Origin of the sequence: Flavobacterium sp. (assembly GCF_043720215.1) — a bacterium.
Taxonomy (GTDB): domain Bacteria; phylum Bacteroidota; class Bacteroidia; order Flavobacteriales; family Flavobacteriaceae; genus Flavobacterium.
The window spans coordinates 1-16207 of record NZ_JAYSSZ010000043.1; the positions used below are offsets into that span (position 1 = coordinate 1).

20 protein-coding genes and 1 pseudogene are annotated in these 16207 nt (G+C 30.2%); 16 read left to right on the forward strand and 5 right to left on the reverse strand.

Annotated elements, in window-relative coordinates:
- The 5 genes from ACHZC3_RS01655 to tpx all read right to left on the reverse strand — a co-directional run.
- The coding region (locus ACHZC3_RS01655) for an LptF/LptG family permease (protein ID WP_394758135.1) at positions 1-892 on the reverse strand (892 nt) is incomplete at its 3' end.
- Positions 893-897: 5 nt separating this feature from the next.
- The gene (locus ACHZC3_RS01660) at positions 898-1539 is read right to left on the reverse strand and encodes an outer membrane lipoprotein carrier protein LolA (RefSeq protein WP_394758136.1); all 642 of its coding nucleotides are present in this window, start codon (positions 1537-1539) and stop codon (positions 898-900) included.
- Position 1540: 1 nt separating this feature from the next.
- Positions 1541-4006, reverse strand: a complete 2466-nt coding sequence (locus tag ACHZC3_RS01665; protein WP_394758137.1) for a DNA translocase FtsK — start codon at positions 4004-4006, stop codon at positions 1541-1543.
- Between the two features lie 25 nt (positions 4007-4031).
- Positions 4032-4412 carry a diacylglycerol kinase family protein gene (locus ACHZC3_RS01670; RefSeq protein ID WP_394758138.1) on the reverse strand — a complete coding sequence of 127 codons (381 nt, stop codon included), beginning with the start codon at positions 4410-4412 and terminating at the stop codon, positions 4032-4034.
- Position 4413: 1 nt separating this feature from the next.
- Complete coding sequence (gene tpx / locus ACHZC3_RS01675; protein ID WP_394758139.1) at positions 4414-4911, reverse strand: thiol peroxidase; 498 nt, start codon at positions 4909-4911, stop codon at positions 4414-4416.
- Positions 4912-5071: 160 nt separating this feature from the next.
- On the opposite strand from tpx, the gene ACHZC3_RS01680 reads away from it, so the two are divergent.
- The 16 genes and pseudogenes from ACHZC3_RS01680 to ACHZC3_RS01755 all read left to right on the forward strand — a co-directional run.
- Positions 5072-5395, forward strand: coding sequence for an ArsR/SmtB family transcription factor (locus ACHZC3_RS01680; RefSeq protein ID WP_394758140.1), 324 nt, complete (start codon positions 5072-5074; stop codon positions 5393-5395).
- 15 nt (positions 5396-5410) lie between these two features.
- Positions 5411-5884 carry a DUF6428 family protein gene (locus tag ACHZC3_RS01685; RefSeq protein ID WP_394758141.1) on the forward strand — a complete coding sequence of 158 codons (474 nt, stop codon included), beginning with the start codon at positions 5411-5413 and terminating at the stop codon, positions 5882-5884.
- Between the two features lie 128 nt (positions 5885-6012).
- Entirely contained in the window at positions 6013-6627 is a 615-nt protein-coding gene (locus ACHZC3_RS01690) for a class I SAM-dependent methyltransferase (protein ID WP_394758142.1), read from the forward strand.
- 1 nt (position 6628) lies between these two features.
- Entirely contained in the window at positions 6629-7042 is a 414-nt protein-coding gene (locus ACHZC3_RS01695) for an arsenate reductase ArsC (protein ID WP_394758143.1), read from the forward strand.
- A 168-nt stretch (positions 7043-7210) separates the two neighbouring features.
- Positions 7211-7849, forward strand: coding sequence for a DUF998 domain-containing protein (locus ACHZC3_RS01700; protein WP_394758144.1), 639 nt, complete (start codon positions 7211-7213; stop codon positions 7847-7849).
- Positions 7850-7902: 53 nt separating this feature from the next.
- On the forward strand, positions 7903-8442 hold the full coding sequence (locus tag ACHZC3_RS01705; protein WP_394758145.1) for a hypothetical protein: 540 nt from the start codon (positions 7903-7905) through the stop codon (positions 8440-8442).
- 58 nt (positions 8443-8500) lie between these two features.
- Positions 8501-8862: pseudogene (locus ACHZC3_RS01710) on the forward strand (four helix bundle protein).
- 58 nt (positions 8863-8920) lie between these two features.
- Complete coding sequence (locus tag ACHZC3_RS01715; RefSeq protein ID WP_394758146.1) at positions 8921-9979, forward strand: nucleoid-associated protein; 1059 nt, start codon at positions 8921-8923, stop codon at positions 9977-9979.
- 141 nt (positions 9980-10120) lie between these two features.
- A complete protein-coding gene (locus tag ACHZC3_RS01720; RefSeq protein WP_394758147.1) occupies positions 10121-11428 on the forward strand; it encodes a hypothetical protein in 1308 nt (435 codons plus the stop codon).
- A gap of 65 nt (positions 11429-11493) precedes the next feature.
- Positions 11494-12255 (forward strand): Rossmann-like and DUF2520 domain-containing protein, encoded by a 762-nt coding sequence (locus ACHZC3_RS01725; protein ID WP_394758148.1) that lies wholly within the window; start codon positions 11494-11496, stop codon positions 12253-12255.
- Positions 12239-12766 carry a KdsC family phosphatase gene (locus tag ACHZC3_RS01730; protein ID WP_394758149.1) on the forward strand — a complete coding sequence of 176 codons (528 nt, stop codon included), beginning with the start codon at positions 12239-12241 and terminating at the stop codon, positions 12764-12766. Before ACHZC3_RS01725 ends, ACHZC3_RS01730 begins: the two co-directional genes overlap by 17 nt.
- An 84-nt stretch (positions 12767-12850) precedes the next feature.
- A complete protein-coding gene (locus tag ACHZC3_RS01735; protein ID WP_394758150.1) occupies positions 12851-13774 on the forward strand; it encodes a geranylgeranylglycerol-phosphate geranylgeranyltransferase in 924 nt (307 codons plus the stop codon).
- Positions 13764-14345, forward strand: coding sequence for a Maf-like protein (locus tag ACHZC3_RS01740; RefSeq protein ID WP_394758151.1), 582 nt, complete (start codon positions 13764-13766; stop codon positions 14343-14345). The genes ACHZC3_RS01735 and ACHZC3_RS01740 overlap by 11 nt, the downstream gene beginning before the upstream one ends.
- Before the next feature lie 96 nt (positions 14346-14441).
- Entirely contained in the window at positions 14442-14954 is a 513-nt protein-coding gene (locus ACHZC3_RS01745) for a hypothetical protein (protein WP_394758152.1), read from the forward strand.
- A gap of 105 nt (positions 14955-15059) precedes the next feature.
- A complete protein-coding gene (gene truA / locus ACHZC3_RS01750) occupies positions 15060-15803 on the forward strand; it encodes a tRNA pseudouridine(38-40) synthase TruA (RefSeq protein ID WP_394758153.1) in 744 nt (247 codons plus the stop codon).
- The coding region (locus ACHZC3_RS01755; RefSeq protein ID WP_394758154.1) for an ABC transporter transmembrane domain-containing protein at positions 15800-16207 on the forward strand (408 nt) is incomplete at its 3' end. The genes truA and ACHZC3_RS01755, both read left to right, overlap by 4 nt.

The following is a 16207-nucleotide window of genomic DNA, read 5'->3' on the forward strand; positions in this document are numbered from 1 at the left end:
CTAATCGCTGGTATACATTATCTGCAACTGATACTATTTCCTTATTATAACCTAAACTTAATGAATCGACAGTATATTTAAGTTCTATAAGCCCAAGCATACTATTAGAATTAGAGATTTCCCCTTCATTAACATCTACTGTATTCAATTTAGATAAATCGATATTAATATTATATTTCTTGAAATTTACTTTTGCAAAAGGCATTTTCTGACGATCTTGGTAATTTTTAGGTGTAATATCTTCATAATAATAACCATCTAACAATACTAATTGAAGTAAATTCGATTTTTCGCTGCTTATTAATTGTCCTGTTTTAGATTTTATAACCGTTTTTGCTCCTTCACCAAGATTTGATTTTTTATGTATGGTTACACCTTCTAGAAATTCTCCTTTTTCACCAGATTTTTTATTAACTTTAATATTAATATTTCCAATAGTACTAAACTGTCCTTCAGCAATTGCCATGGCAGGTTTTACTTGTGCGATGTTTCTGCGGAAATTTACAAATTTATAATCTGCATAAGGAATTACATTATTAGCAAAGAAAAAAGCGCCAATACTAAGAAGTATAATAAATGCAGTTAATCTTTTCATTGTTCTTTGAAAAGAAATTCCAGCCGATTTCATTGCTGCAAATTCATAATTTTCGGCTAGATCACCAAAAGTCATTATGGCTGATAAAAGTATTGATAACGGTAATACCAAAGGAACTAAACTTGGCATTTTGAAAAGTAAAAATTTTATAATTAAAATAAAATCTAAATCTTTTCCTGCCAATTCAGATATAAATAACCAAACCGTTTGTAAAATAAAGATGAAAATTAAAATCACAAATACTCCAACAAAAGAAGTCAAATAGGTTTTTAGAAGATATTTGTCAAGAATTTTCATTCAGTTTAGTCCAATTTATTGATGTAATACTTAGGGTATTTGCTTTGCACAAAAGTAAACTGATTTTTTGGTAATGCCTGATTGGTTTTGAAAGAATTAACAGTCAAAGTGATTTTTGTCCCATTTTTTGCAACAGATATTGTATTGTAAATTTGATTCGTTTTTGTATCGATACCAACTAATATTTGTTTGCGTTCGTCTTTAGAGCTTATTGGAGTTAATTTTACATATTGAATTTTTTTACCTTTTACAGTTTGTGTAATATCCCAAGCATATTTGAATCCTTTATTAAAAAAAGTAAGCATTTTTGCTGGTGTATCGTTATCATCTTCGCTTCCGCCAATATTAGAAATAGTTATTTCTTCGTCTTCTGCAACTATCGAATATATTTTTTTCCCGTCACAAAGTTTATTAACTCCCATAAAATTCAATAGATACTGATTTCCGCTTAGAGTTACGTTTCCTTTATTTTCCTGATTTACATTTTCTTTAAGATTTTGCAAAGAATACTTAAAATCTATTTGAATATTTTTATAACTTTTGGCATTAGCCGAAACTTTATCAAGCAAAGCTTTTGCTTTTACTGCATCTTGAGCTTGAACAGAAAAACTATAAATTAGTAATAATAAACCTATTATTTTCTTCATTTTAATTATTATTGTTTTTTTCATTATTAAAAAATTGTTCTAAAGCGACCAAATCCGGAATATTCACACCGCGTGCTTTACTTCCTTCAAAAGGACCAACTATTCCTGCCGCTTCCAATTGATCTATTAATCTTCCCGCACGATTGTATCCTAATTTTAGCTTTCGCTGAATTAAGGAAGCCGATCCTTGTTGTGCTGTTACAATCACTTCTGCAGCATCTCTAAAAAGAGAATCTCTTTCTGATATATCCATATCAAGTTGTATGCCACTATCTTCTCCCACAAATTCTGGAAGTAAATAAGCGGTGGCATAAGCTTTCTGAGAGCCTATAAACTCTGTGATTTTTTCAACCTCAGGTGTATCTACAAAAGCACACTGAACTCGAACCAGATCGTTTCCGTTGCTAAATAACATATCTCCACGACCTATTAATTGGTCTGCTCCTCCAGAATCTAAAATGGTTCTAGAATCTATTTTTGAGGTAACTCTAAACGCAATTCTAGCAGGAAAATTGGCTTTAATCATACCTGTAATTACATTTACCGATGGTCTTTGCGTCGCAATTATTAAGTGAATTCCGATCGCACGGGCTAATTGTGCTAAACGAGCAATTGGTAACTCTACTTCTTTTCCGGCTGTCATAATCAAATCGGCAAACTCATCGACAACCAAAACAATATAAGGCAAGAAACGATGTCCTGCTTCTGGATTTAATTTTCGCTGTTTGAACTTGTCATTATATTCTTTAATATTACGCACCATAGCATCTTTTAGTAAAGAATATCGGTTGTCCATTTCTACGCAAAGTGAATTTAGCGTTGCAACAACTTTTGCATTATCGGTAATAATGGCTTCGTCAGTATCTGGCAATTTTGCTAAATAATGACGTTCTATTTTATTAAAAAGTGTTAACTCGACTTTCTTTGGGTCGACCAAAACAAACTTAACTTCCGCTGGATGCTTTTTGTATAATAATGAAGTTAAAACGGCATTTAATCCTACCGATTTTCCTTGTCCTGTTGCTCCAGCCATTAGTAAATGTGGCATTTTTGCTAAATCGACAACAAAAGTTTCGTTAGAAATTGTTTTTCCTAAGGCAATAGGTAATTCCATTTCAGCTTCTTGAAACTTGGCTGAACCAATGACTGATTTCATAGAAACCATGCTTGGATTCTTGTTCGGAACTTCGATACCAATTGTTCCTTTTCCTGGAATTGGCGCAATAATACGAATTCCTAATGCCGAAAGTGACAGGGCAATATCATCTTCTAAACTTTTTATTTTAGAAATTCTAATTCCTGCTTCTGGCACGATTTCGTACAAAGTAACCGATGGCCCAACAGTTGCTTTTATTTGTGCAATTTCTATTTTGTAGTTGCGTAAAGTTTCTACAATTTTATTCTTATTTTCTTCGAGTTCCGCTTGATTGATTGTAATTCCGCCAGATGAATAATCTTTTAGCAAATCGATTCCTGGGAATTTAAAATTTGATAAATCTAATGTTGGATCAAATTCTCCAAAATCGGCAACCAATCGTGACGCCAAATTTTCTTCTACAATATCTTCTTCTTCCACTTTTTCGATAACAAATTCATTTTCATGTGGTTTGTTATGATTATCTATTAGAATTTCTTCTTTTATAGTTGGCTCTAAAATTAATTCGGACGAATTTGAAATGGTTGGTTTTAAGCTTTCTTTATTAATTTCGAATTGAGAAACTGGCTTCAAAGTGATTTCTCCTAAATCTTCTTCATCAGATTGAAATTCGAACTTTTTTGTAGGCAATTCAGCTGTTTCATCAGTAGCAAATTCTTCTAAATTATAGGTAGAAGTTGTATTTTTTATTGGTTTTAATTCTTCTGTAATATCATTTTTAGTTTTTTCGAAGAAACCTTTAATCTTTTCTGGAGATACTTTTATTTTAAAAATTAAATAAATAACTATTCCAAAAATCAAAGCTAGCAAAGTTCCTGATTTCCCTATGTAATCTTGCGAAAACAAATTCATCTCATAACCTATTACACCTCCTAATTCTGGCAATAAATTACCAAAAAATCCAAAAAGAATAGATAAAATTATGATTACAAAAATATCCCAAAACCAAGTTTTTTTTAATTTTCCTATTGCTAAATCTAAAACTAAATAAGTTCCTGTTAAGAAAAGTAGTCTAACAAAAAGAAATGAAGAAACACCAAAACCTTTATAAATAAAAAAATCGGACATGAAAGCCCCAAATTTCCCTAACCAATTTTGCACATGAGAGTTTCTATTTGCAAAGTCTTGCAACTCACTTTGATCAAATTTTCCATTTACAAAATAGGATATAAATGATAATGAAAGTGCAATTGCAAAAAGCACCAGCAATACTCCTATAGTTATCTTTTGTTGACGAGAGGCACTAAAACGACTTAGCAAATTCGTTTCTTCAGGTTCTGTAGGATTTATTTCTTTTTTAGCTTTTGCCATTAGTAGGTTTACAGTCTTTTAGTTTTTATAAAAATATTGGTAAATATATCATTAAACCAATTGCTATTGCTGTGATAGCAGCAAAAAAAACGGCTCCAGCAGCAATATCTTTAATAAAACCAATGCGCTCATGGTAATCTGGGTGAATAAAATCTGCAACTTTTTCGACAGCAGTATTTATCCCTTCAATACTCAAAACTAATCCGAAAGCTAGTATTTGAAACATCCAATCGGTTCTGGAAATTTGGAAATAAAATCCAGCTATTGTCATAATTACAACTAGTGACGATTGCACCATAACGCTATGTTCAGTAGTAATTAGCTTAATTGCTCCTTTCAGAGCAAATCCTAAACTTTTGAAACGACCCGTTACAAAAGTATTATCTTTTTCAAATTTTACACCCATCTTATAATGATGCTAAAGCAGCTTCGTAATTTGGCTCATCTGCTATTTCTGGAACTTGCTCAGTATATTTTATAATACCATTTTCATCAAGAACAATTACAACTCTAGAGTGTAATCCTGCAAGAACAGAATCTGTAATTTCAAGACCATAATTTTTTCCAAAACTTCCGTCTTTAAAATCTGATAGATTTTCGACATTTTCTAACCCTTCGGCACCACAAAAACGCTTTTGAGCAAAAGGTAAATCACGTGAAATACACAATACTTTTGTGTTTTCTAATGCACTAAGTTTAGCATTAAAGGTTCTTACTGATGTAGCACAAGTTCCTGTGTCGATACTTGGGAAAATATTCAACACTACTCTACTCCCTTTATAATCAGCTAATGAAGCTATTGACAAATCACTTTTTACTAACTTAAAATCGGGTGCTACGTTACCAACTTCTGGTAAATTACCTGATGTATTTATTGGATTTCCTCCTAATGTTATTGCAGCCATTTTTGTTTATTTTATGAATTTCAAAAGTAGTAAAAATAATTATGAATTGTGAATTATCAATTACGAATTTCATCAACACTTCAAAATACAATTATTAAAAAAATATTTGGATTTTAAATCTATATATCGTAATATTGCAATATATAAATATAATAAAATTATGGGAGCATCTAAATCAGAATCCTTTTCAGAAGAACAAAATGAGTTAGCAACACTTTTCAAAGCGCTTTCTCATCCAGCAAGAGTTGCCATTATTGAATATCTGCTAAAAGTAGATACTTGTATTTGTGGGGATATTGTAAACGAGTTACCACTCGCCCAACCTACTGTTTCACAGCATCTAAAAGAGCTTAAAAATGCAAAAATTATTCAAGGAACAATTGAAGGAACTTCGATATGTTACTGTATTAATAGTGATACATTAAAAAAATTCGAAAATTATTTTTTTGCTATTACTAGAAAATTAAAAGAGAAATGTTGCTAACTAAAAAATCATATTATGAAACTATCAGAATTTAAAAAACAGCTTGAAAAGGTAGAACAACTTGATTTTGTTTTACAAAACGGACAAAAAGTACCTTCCCATTTTCACATTACCGAAATAGGAATGACCACAAAACAATTTACCGATTGTGGAAATACATTTAGAATTTCTAAAAAAGCGACGCTACAATTGTGGACATCAGTCGATTTTTATCATAGATTGGAACCTAAAAAAGTGATTTCGATAATTGATACAACTTCAGGAATGTTTGATGGAGAAGACTTAGAAATTGAAATCGAATTTCAACAAGAAACAGTAGGTAAATTTGGATTGGAATATATTGATAATCAATTCGTTTTGACGAATACTAAAACGGATTGTTTAGCTAAAACTAATTGCGGAATTCCTGTCGAAAAAATAAAAGTAAAACTAAACGAGTTACAAGAAAACGTAGATTCTTGTTGCACACCAAACTCAAATTGTTGTTAAATATGAAGAATTTTATTATTAAATATAAAAAGCCAATTATAATCACAATTTCGATTACTATTTTGCAAATAATTTGGGGTTTTGATCCAAAATTTACCTTTATAAATTTAATTTGGTTATTTCTATAAATGGAAAATAAAAAAATACACTGGGAAAATGTTTTTACAACAAAAACAGAAAAAGATGTAAGTTGGTTTCAAGAAAATCCAGAAACTTCAATAGCTTTTGTAGACAAATTCAATTTACCAAAAGATGCCAAAATCATTGATATTGGTGGTGGAGATAGTTATTTTATTGATACTTTATTAGATTTAGGTTATACCAATTTATATTTATTAGATATTTCTGCAAAAGCTATCGAGCGTATTAAAGAACGGTTGGGAGAAAAATCGAAAAATGTGAGTTTTATAATTTCAGATATTTTAGATTTTCAACCAGAAACTACTTTCGATTTTTGGCACGACAGGGCTTCTTTTCATTTTTTGACAGCAGAAAATCAGGTTGAAAAATATTCCGAAATTGTATCGAAATCGGTTGTAAAAGATGGAAAAATGATTATTGCTACATTCTCCGAAAATGGACCAAAAAAATGTAGTGGTTTAGATATTACACAATATTCTGAAACTAAAATGAATGCTGTTTTCGAAGATAATTTCGATAAAGTAAATTGTTTTACAGAAGACCACAAAACACCGTTTGACACAATACAAAATTTCATTTTTTGCAGTTTTAATAAAAAATAAGATGATAAATATTTTAGTCCTTTGTACAGGAAATAGTTGTCGAAGTCAGATTGCGCATGGCTATTTAGACCATTTTACCGACGATAAAAAAGTAAAAGTATATTCTGCTGGAGTAGAAACTCATGGCGTAAACCCGAAAGCAATTGCTATCATGCAAGAAGACGGAATTGATATTTCCCATCATACTTCAAACAATGTTGAAGAGTATTTTGACATTCCATTCGATTATGTGATTACCGTTTGCGATAATGCTAAAGAACGTTGTCCATTTTTCCCAACGAAAGCAGTTAAATTGCATTATAATTTTCCTGATCCAGCAAAAGCTAACGGAACTGATGAGGAAATTTTAGAAGAATTTCGTCAAGTTAGAGAAATGATAAAAAAATATATCAAAAATTTTATTGATAAAATCTAAACAATCATTAAACTCAAAATATTGTAATTCAGTTTGGAAAATAGTAAACCACATAATCTCATGACAAGAAAATGTTTTGTAACATATTCAAGGAATTATTTAGCATATGTAACATTTAGTACAAATTATCGTCTTCTACATACTTCTTTAAAGTAACGATAATTAATTATGAAAGTAAGATTACTATTTTGGTCAGGAATTCTTGGGGTGTCCTTTTTTGTTTTAACAACCATTATTGCAGGTTTTTTGTACTCAAATTACAGTCATATTTCACAATTTATAAGTGAATCTTATGCCGTAGATGCTCCAAAAGCAGATCTACTTCGATTTTATGGATACCTACCAAGTGGGGTTTTATTTATCATTTTCTCATTATTTTCAATAAAAGTATTTCCAAAATCATCTCTCAAAACAATTGGTTTTCTAGGAGTTGGTTTTGGTTATGGTTTTGGCACTATAATATGCAGTATTTTTAATTGCGATGCAGGTTGTAATCCTAAGTTAATAAACCCGAGTTTGTCACAGTTTATACATAATTCTATGGGATTCGTTACTTATATGATAGTTCCTTTTTCCATTTTATTCATTGCAATTGCTTCTCGAAAATGGAAAAATGGACTTCAATTATCAACAATAAGTTATATAGTTTTCATAATCAGCTTTCTATTTGTCATGGTTCTTAATACTAATTTAGATTCTCCTTACAAAGGTTTAATTCAAAGAATTGTTGAAGGAAGTATTTTATTTTGGATTATTTACTGTTCCTTTTCATACAAAAAAATCTTATCAACAAATAGTAATTCATAATTCATAATTCATAATTTATATTTTACCTTTGAGCCATTAATAAAAATATGGTTATGGTTTATAAATTTAGAGTGATTCTTGACAATGAAGATGACGTTTTTAGAGACATTGCTATTCTTGCAAACGATACTTTAGAAGATTTGCACAATGCTATTTTCAATTCTTTTGGTTTCGATGGTATGGAAGTTGGTTCTTTTTATACTTGCGATGACACTTGGAATCAGGAAGATGAAATCCCAATGTTTGATTCTGGCGATGTTCTTGGTGAAATGAAAATAATGAGTGATTATTTACTTTCAGATATTTTAGATACCGAAAATAGAAAAATTATTTATGTTTATGATTTTATAAACATGTGGACTTTTCTTGTAGAATTAGCAGCTGTAGAAGAAGAAATAGCTGGAGCAACTTATCCTGAAACATTATTTTCTCATGGAGAAATTCCTGAAGATTCTGGCGAGAAAAACTTTATGGCCGATGAAGATGAAGAAAATTATAACGAATTTGAAGACGATCTAGACGAAGACGATTTAGATATGTTTAGCGGAGACGACAGTTTTGAAGATTACGGATTCGAGGAAAATTGGAATTAGTCTTTTTGAGGTTCAAAGTTGCAAAGCAGTAAAGATTCAAAGGTTTAGAAAATAAAAAATGAGCACATTTAGAGATTTACTGATTTGGCAAAAATCTATGGCTTTAGTAACTGAAGTTTACCAATTAACTAATTTATTCCCAAAAGAAGAGATTTACGGATTAACATCACAAATAAGAAGAAGTGCCATCTCAATTCCTAGCAATATTTCAGAAGGTTATGGAAGAGATGGAAACAAAGATTATTTAAAATTTCTAAACATAGGAGAATTAGTTCACTTTTCGAAATGCAAACACAATTAGAAATTGCATACAATTTAAAATATATCAACGAAATACAATTTAACAAAATAAACGAAGAAAGTAAAGAAATTGAGAGAATGTTAAGTTCATTCATCAGAAAAATAAAGGAACGAATTTAGTCACTTCCCTTTTTACTCTGAACCTTTGCGCCTTTGAACCTTAGTACCTTTAAAAAAAATGATTAACCTATTTAATACTCACATCGAGAGTTTGTCTATTCACAGAGTAGGAAACATAAGCCGTAACGAAGAAATGTTTTTATCCGAAAATCCTTATGGACTTAACGACGAAATCATGCCGTTACTAAAAGAATATTTCCTAAAAGCATTTCGTGATAAAGAGGAAAACTATTTTCAATTTGCTCATGATGTAGATTTAGAATACAACGAAATGTTCAAGTTTGCTACAGAGATTTTTGACAATCCAAGTAAAACACATGAAGTTTCTAAGAAAATTACCAAACATCTTTTCGAGCAGTCAAATCATCCACATATTAAAAATGGTGAGGTTTATGTGACTCATTTAACTAATATTTCAATCGATAATAATGTAGTTGATGCCATTGGAATCTTTAAAAGTGAAATAAAAGCCGATTTCCTTCAGTTTGAAGAAAAAGGAACAACATTAGAAATGATTTTGCAACAAGGAATCAATTTAAATAAATTGGATAAAGGCTGTCTAATTTTTAATTACAAAAAAGAAGAAGGTTACAAGATTCTAACCGTAGATAGCAACCGTTATGACGCACGTTATTGGTTGGAACATTTCCTTTCAGTAGACGCTTTTCAGGACGAAAATTTTAAAACTAAAAAGTACTTAAAATTTTGTCAAGATTTTGCAAAAGAAGTCGTTTTTCCTGCCGAAGATAAGAAAGAAGAAGTTATGTTTATGAACCGAGCGGTAAATCATTTTGCTAAAAATGATCAGTTTGAGGAATCATTATTTCTAAACGAAGTAATTGATAATCCAGATTTAATTTCGGAGTTCAAAAGCTATAAAGTAGACAAAGGTGAGAAATACAGTATCGAAGATTTAACTAGCTTTCCTATCGCAAATGCAGCTGTTTCGGACGCAAGGAGAACTATGAAAAATGTGATAAATTTAGACACTAATATTCAAATAAAACTAGATTTTATAAACCCCGAAAGTGCCGAAAAATTTGTAGAAAAAGGTTGGGACGAAGAAAAGCAAATGTATTATTATTTGGTTTACTTTAATAAAGAGCAAAAATCTTAACTCAAGCTTTCAAAAATTTAATTTCAAAACCCTTAATTATGAAAATAGTTGAGGGTTTTTCTTGTTTTCAGCTTTTTTTTATTAATTTTAGTGCCTGTATATCAAACCTATAAGCTTATAATGAAAGATAAATTGCTAATAATGTTTTTATTGTTATCTACTCTTGTTTTTTCGCAAGAAGAGGTTCCTTTTTCTATTCGTTTTAAAGAATATTTACGTGGTGATTTAACATTTGTAGCAAACAATATTGTCAACCGAAACGATAATAAAAACGCAAACGAAGCGTATAACAAAGAAGGTCAACAATCGGAACTTAACGATACTTTCTATATGTCTTATATTGATATTGATAATGATAAATCTACATTTTCTTCAAGTAGTGCTACTTTTAGCAAAAAAGAAAATACAAATGATATCGTTTTTGCAGGATTATATTGGAGTGCTACATATAATTATCCGTTAAGTATTAAAGACAATGGAATTTATATTCATGAAGGCAATAGAGAATCAAATTTTAATGAAATTAAAATTAAAATTCCTTTACAAGACAATTATTTAGATATAAAAGGTCAACTAATATATGATGGGTTTAACGACGTAAGACACAATACCAACTCACCTTATGTGTGTTTTTACGATTTGACAGAAATGGTAAAATCAAACCCTTATGGAGAATATACAGTTGCAAATATACGATCCACTGAAGGGTTTATAGAAGGAGGAATTTCTGGTGGCTGGATATTATATTTTGTTTATAAAGATGATAAAACTACACAAAAATACATTACTTTATACGATGGTTTTGCTTCAGTTTATGATATGCCAATACAAATAAAACTAACTAATTTTCAAACACCAAAAATAGGCATTATAAACAGTAAAATCGCACTGGCAACACTAGAAGGAGATGCAAGTATTAAAGGCGATAATGTTAGTCTAAAAAATATATCTAATAATACTTATTTTCCAGTTTTTTCTAAAAATAGAGACAGTCAAAATTTATTTAATAGCCAGATTACCATTGAAAACGATCCTTTTCTTGAAAGAAATCCTACTTCGTTAAACACATTAGGTTTCGATGCTTTGATAATTTCTCTTAATAATCAAAACAATCAAATTATCAATAACAATACTACTGAAACTGAGCTAAAAATAGCATCCGTAGGAGATAAATCTTATTTATTTTCTGCTGGATTTATGATTGATGTAGACAAAGAATTTTATGAGCAAAACACAAAAGAAATCATAACTAATAATACCGTAGTAATTCCAAAAAAAGAAAAAAAGAAGAAAACACTAAAAATTTTAAATAATGTTACTGGCATTAGCATAGTGGTTAAAGAAATACTTTCTTCTGTTGTTCAAAAAGATGAAGATGAAATGGTCGAAGAAAAATCTGTTGAAAAAAGTATTGAAGAAACAGGAAATTTAACAATTAAGAAAATTTAAAAAAACACAAATTAAGTTCTAAAAGGTGTGATGTAAAAGTCACACCTTTTTATTATTTTAGCCAAATGATTCGAGTAGTACTAATAGGTTCAGGAAATGTTGCCCAACATCTAGTTTCGGCTTTCGCTAAAAGTGATACGGTTACTATCATTCAAATATTTTCAAGGAACAAAAGAAGTGCTTCTCACCTACTCGATTCCTCAAAAATTACTGACAGTTTAAACAATTTATCTGAAGCTGATTTATACATTATTTCTGTTACTGATAATGCAATTGAAGAAGTTTCTAAGCAATTATCATTCAAAAACAAATTAGTTGTTCATACCTCAGGAAGTGCTTCTATTGATATTTTAAGCAACGAAAATAGAAAAGGAGTTTTTTATCCGCTACAAACATTTTCAAAAAACAAAAAGGTGAACTTCAAAGAAATTCCAATTTGTTTAGAAGCGCAAAATGAATCCGATTATCAGTTACTAGAAACTGTTTCAAGAGCAATTTCTAATAAAACATATCGGATTAATTCTAATCAAAGAAAAGCTTTGCATGTTTCGGCAGTTTTTGTTAATAATTTTGTGAATCATTTATATACTATTGGTAACGATATTTGTGTTCAAAATAATATTCCGTTCGAAATCTTACACCCATTAATCCTAGAAACAGCAGATAAAATAACGTTGCTTTCGCCAAATGAAGCCCAAACCGGACCAGCAAAACGAAATGACACACAAACAATTAACACACATTTAAATTTCCTTTCGGACGAAAATCAGAAGGAGATTTATAAAATACTAACAAAATCTATTATCGATAATGGCAAAAAGCTATAAAGAAATTATGAACAACATCACTACTTTTATTTTTGATGTTGATGGCGTACTAACTGATGGAACTGTGCACGTTTCTCCAACTGGCGAAATGCTTCGCGAAATGCACATTCGTGACGGCTTTGCAATGAAAGCAGCACTAGAATCTGGTTATAATGTTTGCATTATTTCTGGCGGAAGCAATGAAGGTGTAAGAATCCGATTGAGAAATTTAGGTATTACTGATATTCATTTGGCAGCACCAAACAAAGTAGAAACTTTTAAAGAATATATCGAATTATACAAGATTAAACCTGAGCAAGTTTTGTACATGGGAGACGATATTCCAGATTATCACGTCATGCAGCTGGTAGGATTACCTACTTGTCCTCAAGATGCTTCCCCAGAAATAAAAGGAATTTCAAACTATATTTCGCACATAAATGGTGGAAAAGGAGCCGTTCGTGATGTGATTGAACAAGTAATGAAAGTACAAGGAAAATGGCTTACTTATTTTGATGGAAAACACGATTAAATTATTATTTTAAATGTTGAATTCTAAATTTTAAATTCAATCACATCGAATAAACAAATCCACGAATAAACAAATAACCTACAGATGAAATACCTAAAACTCATTCGATACCAAAACTTATTCATGATTGCTCTAATGCAACTTACAGTTTTGTTTGGATTTCTAAAAATGCAAGATATTCCTTTAGCTTTGGCATTATGGCAATATTATTTATTAATAATTTCAACCATTTGCATTGCTGCTGGAGGATACATTATTAATGACATTATGGATCAAGATGCTGATTCAGAAAATAAACCTAAAAAAGTTATAGTAGGCAAAACGGTTACCGAAGGATTAGCCTATAATTTATATGTTGCTTTTACTGTCATCGGCGTAGGAATTGGATTTTATCTTTCTAGAGTAATTATGCGTCCTAATTTTGTAACCGTTTTTATTTTATGTGCTGCCTTATTATATATCTATGCTACTAATTTTAAGCAAATACTAATTCTAAAAAATGTCATTGTAGCATTTTTACTGGCTTTTAGTATTTTAATAATCAATTTATTTATGATTTTTCCAGCAACAGATTATACTAATCGAGAGCAAATGCATCCCGTTTTTTCTGTTCTAATAGATTTTTCAATCATAGCATTTATACTTAATTTTATTCGCGAAATTGTAAAAGATTTAGAAGATTTAATTGGCGATAAAAATCAAGGAATGCAAACTCTACCAGTAGTTTTTGGAACTTCAAAAACTTCAAAATTAGTGTTTGTACTAAGTTTTGTTCCAATAATTTCTATCTTATATTATGTCTATAATTATTTGTTTCAGCTTCAATACGCAACAATTTATATATTAGGATTTTTAGTTGGTCCGCTACTCTATTTTATGATTAAAATTTGGTCGGCAGAAACAAAAAAAGATTTTCATCATTTAAGTACTATTTTAAAATTGGTTATATTTTTCGGAATCATTTCCATTGCAGTAATTGGAATAAATATGAAATATTATGTTGCATAAAAAATTCGAAAATACCAAAATAATTTTAGCTTCTGGTTCTCCAAGAAGACAAGAATTTTTCAAGAATTTAGATCTAGATTTCGAAATTCGACTCAAAGAAATCGATGAAATTTTTCCAGATACTTTGCAATCTTTAGAGATTACTGATTATTTAGCCAAACTAAAAGCTTCTGCATTTGATGGACAATTATCTGAAAACGAATTACTTGTTACCAGCGACACTTTAGTCTGGCTAAAAAATGAAGCTTTGGGAAAACCAAAAAATTATGATGATGCTTTTGCCATGCTTCAAAAATTATCTGGAGAAACGCATGAAGTAATTACTTCGGTTTGTTTTAAAACCAAAGACAAAACCGAGATAGTAAATGATATTACGAAAGTTACTTTTAGTAAATTATCTGATGAAGCAATCAAATATTATCTCGATAACTACAAACCTTTTGACAAAGCTGGAAGTTATGGAATACAAGAATGGATTGGACTCGTAGGTATAACAAACATTGATGGTTCGTATACAAATGTAGTAGGATTACCAACAGAAAAAGTATACCAGTATTTGTTAAATTTCTAAATTTTAAGAATCTTATATAATTTATGGCACAGTTATTGAAAATTCGTAAGTAATAAAACAAATTATTACAATTACTATAACTAAAAACCATAAGTCATGAAAAAATTACAATTTACAATCGCAGCATTTTTATTACTATTTATATTTGAATCTAATGCGCAAGTTTCAGTTAGTTTAAACATTGGTTCAAGACCAACATGGTGCAACAACTACGAAGATGAAGTAGAATATTATTATCTTCCAGAGATAGAAACATACTACGATGTTCGTTCATCAGTATATATTTATCTAGGCCCAAGAGGTTGGATACGTTCAACTTATTTACCAGAATATTGCCATGGTTATGATATAAATCGCGGATATAGAGTAGCAATAGACTACAGAGGTCGTTCTCCTTATGCACATTTCAACAATCATAGATCAAGATATTATCGTGATTGTCACAGAAACTATCGTGAAGAATATTATCGCCCTAACTACGGATCTAGAAGACAATATGTAACTGTTGAAAATCATCATAGAGATCGTGATGATCACAATGACAGTGATGATGATAGAAGAGAAAAAAATCACGGAAACGGCCATGGTCGTGGTCACGGAAGAAGATAACTCACTTACTTAATACTTAAATTCAGAGGACAATTTGTTCTCTGTTTTTTTTTATATTATTACCAAGAGATTTCCTTTATCTTTGTAAAAAATAGAATTTTTGTTTTGAGATATTTTGTCGAATTTGCATATAACGGAACGCATTATCATGGCTGGCAGTACCAACCCAATGCTATATCAGTACAAGAAACTTTAAACACTGTTTTTTCGACACTTATGCAAGAAAAAATAGATATTATGGGAGCTGGTCGTACTGATACTGGTGTACATGCCAAGCAAATGTATGGTCATTTTGATACTACTATTCTTATTGATACTAAAAAATTTATACATAAAGCCAATTCATTTTTACCCAAAGACATTGTTGTTTATGATATCATTCTAGTACACGATGATGCTCATGCTCGATTTGATGCAGTTTCGAGAACATATAATTATCACATTTCAACATACAAAAATGTTTTCACTAATGATTTATCTTGGTACACATCAAAGAATTTAGATATTGATGTTATGAATGAAGCTGCGGAAATATTATTAAAATTTACAGATTTTAAATGTTTTTCGAAATCTAATACTGACGTAAACACCTATAATTGCAAGATAACTGAAGCTTTTTGGACAATAGAAAAAGAACAACTTATCTTTACCATCACAGCCGATCGATTTCTTAGAAACATGGTTCGAGCCATTGTGGGAACATTACTAAATATTGGTCTACATAAAATAACCCTTCAAGATTTTATAAAAATAATTGAATCTCAGAATAGAGAAAATGCTGGATTTTCGGTGCCAGCACATGGTTTATTTCTCACAAATATCGAATATCCCTATATAAAAAAAGCATGAAATCATTTGATATAACACTTTTTAAAAGAATTCTAGAATATACAAAACCATATAAAAAACGATATTATAGTATCATTGTTTGGGCAATATTATTGTCAATTTTTGCGGCTCTTCGTCCTTATTTGCTAAAAAATATTGTTGATAGTTACGTTCTTCCAATAGATAAAAGCGGTTTTTACCTATTTATCGCTTTTATGGCATGTGCTCTTATTCTTGAAGTACTATCACAATTTTACTTCGTTTATTGGGCAAACTGGTTGGGTCAAGATATTATAAAAGATATCCGAATTAAACTTTTTAGACACATGACCAGTTTTAAAATGAGTTATTTCGACCACGAACCTGTTGGTAAATTAGTCACTCGTTCAGTTTCAGATATAGAAGCCATTGCTAGGATCTTCAGT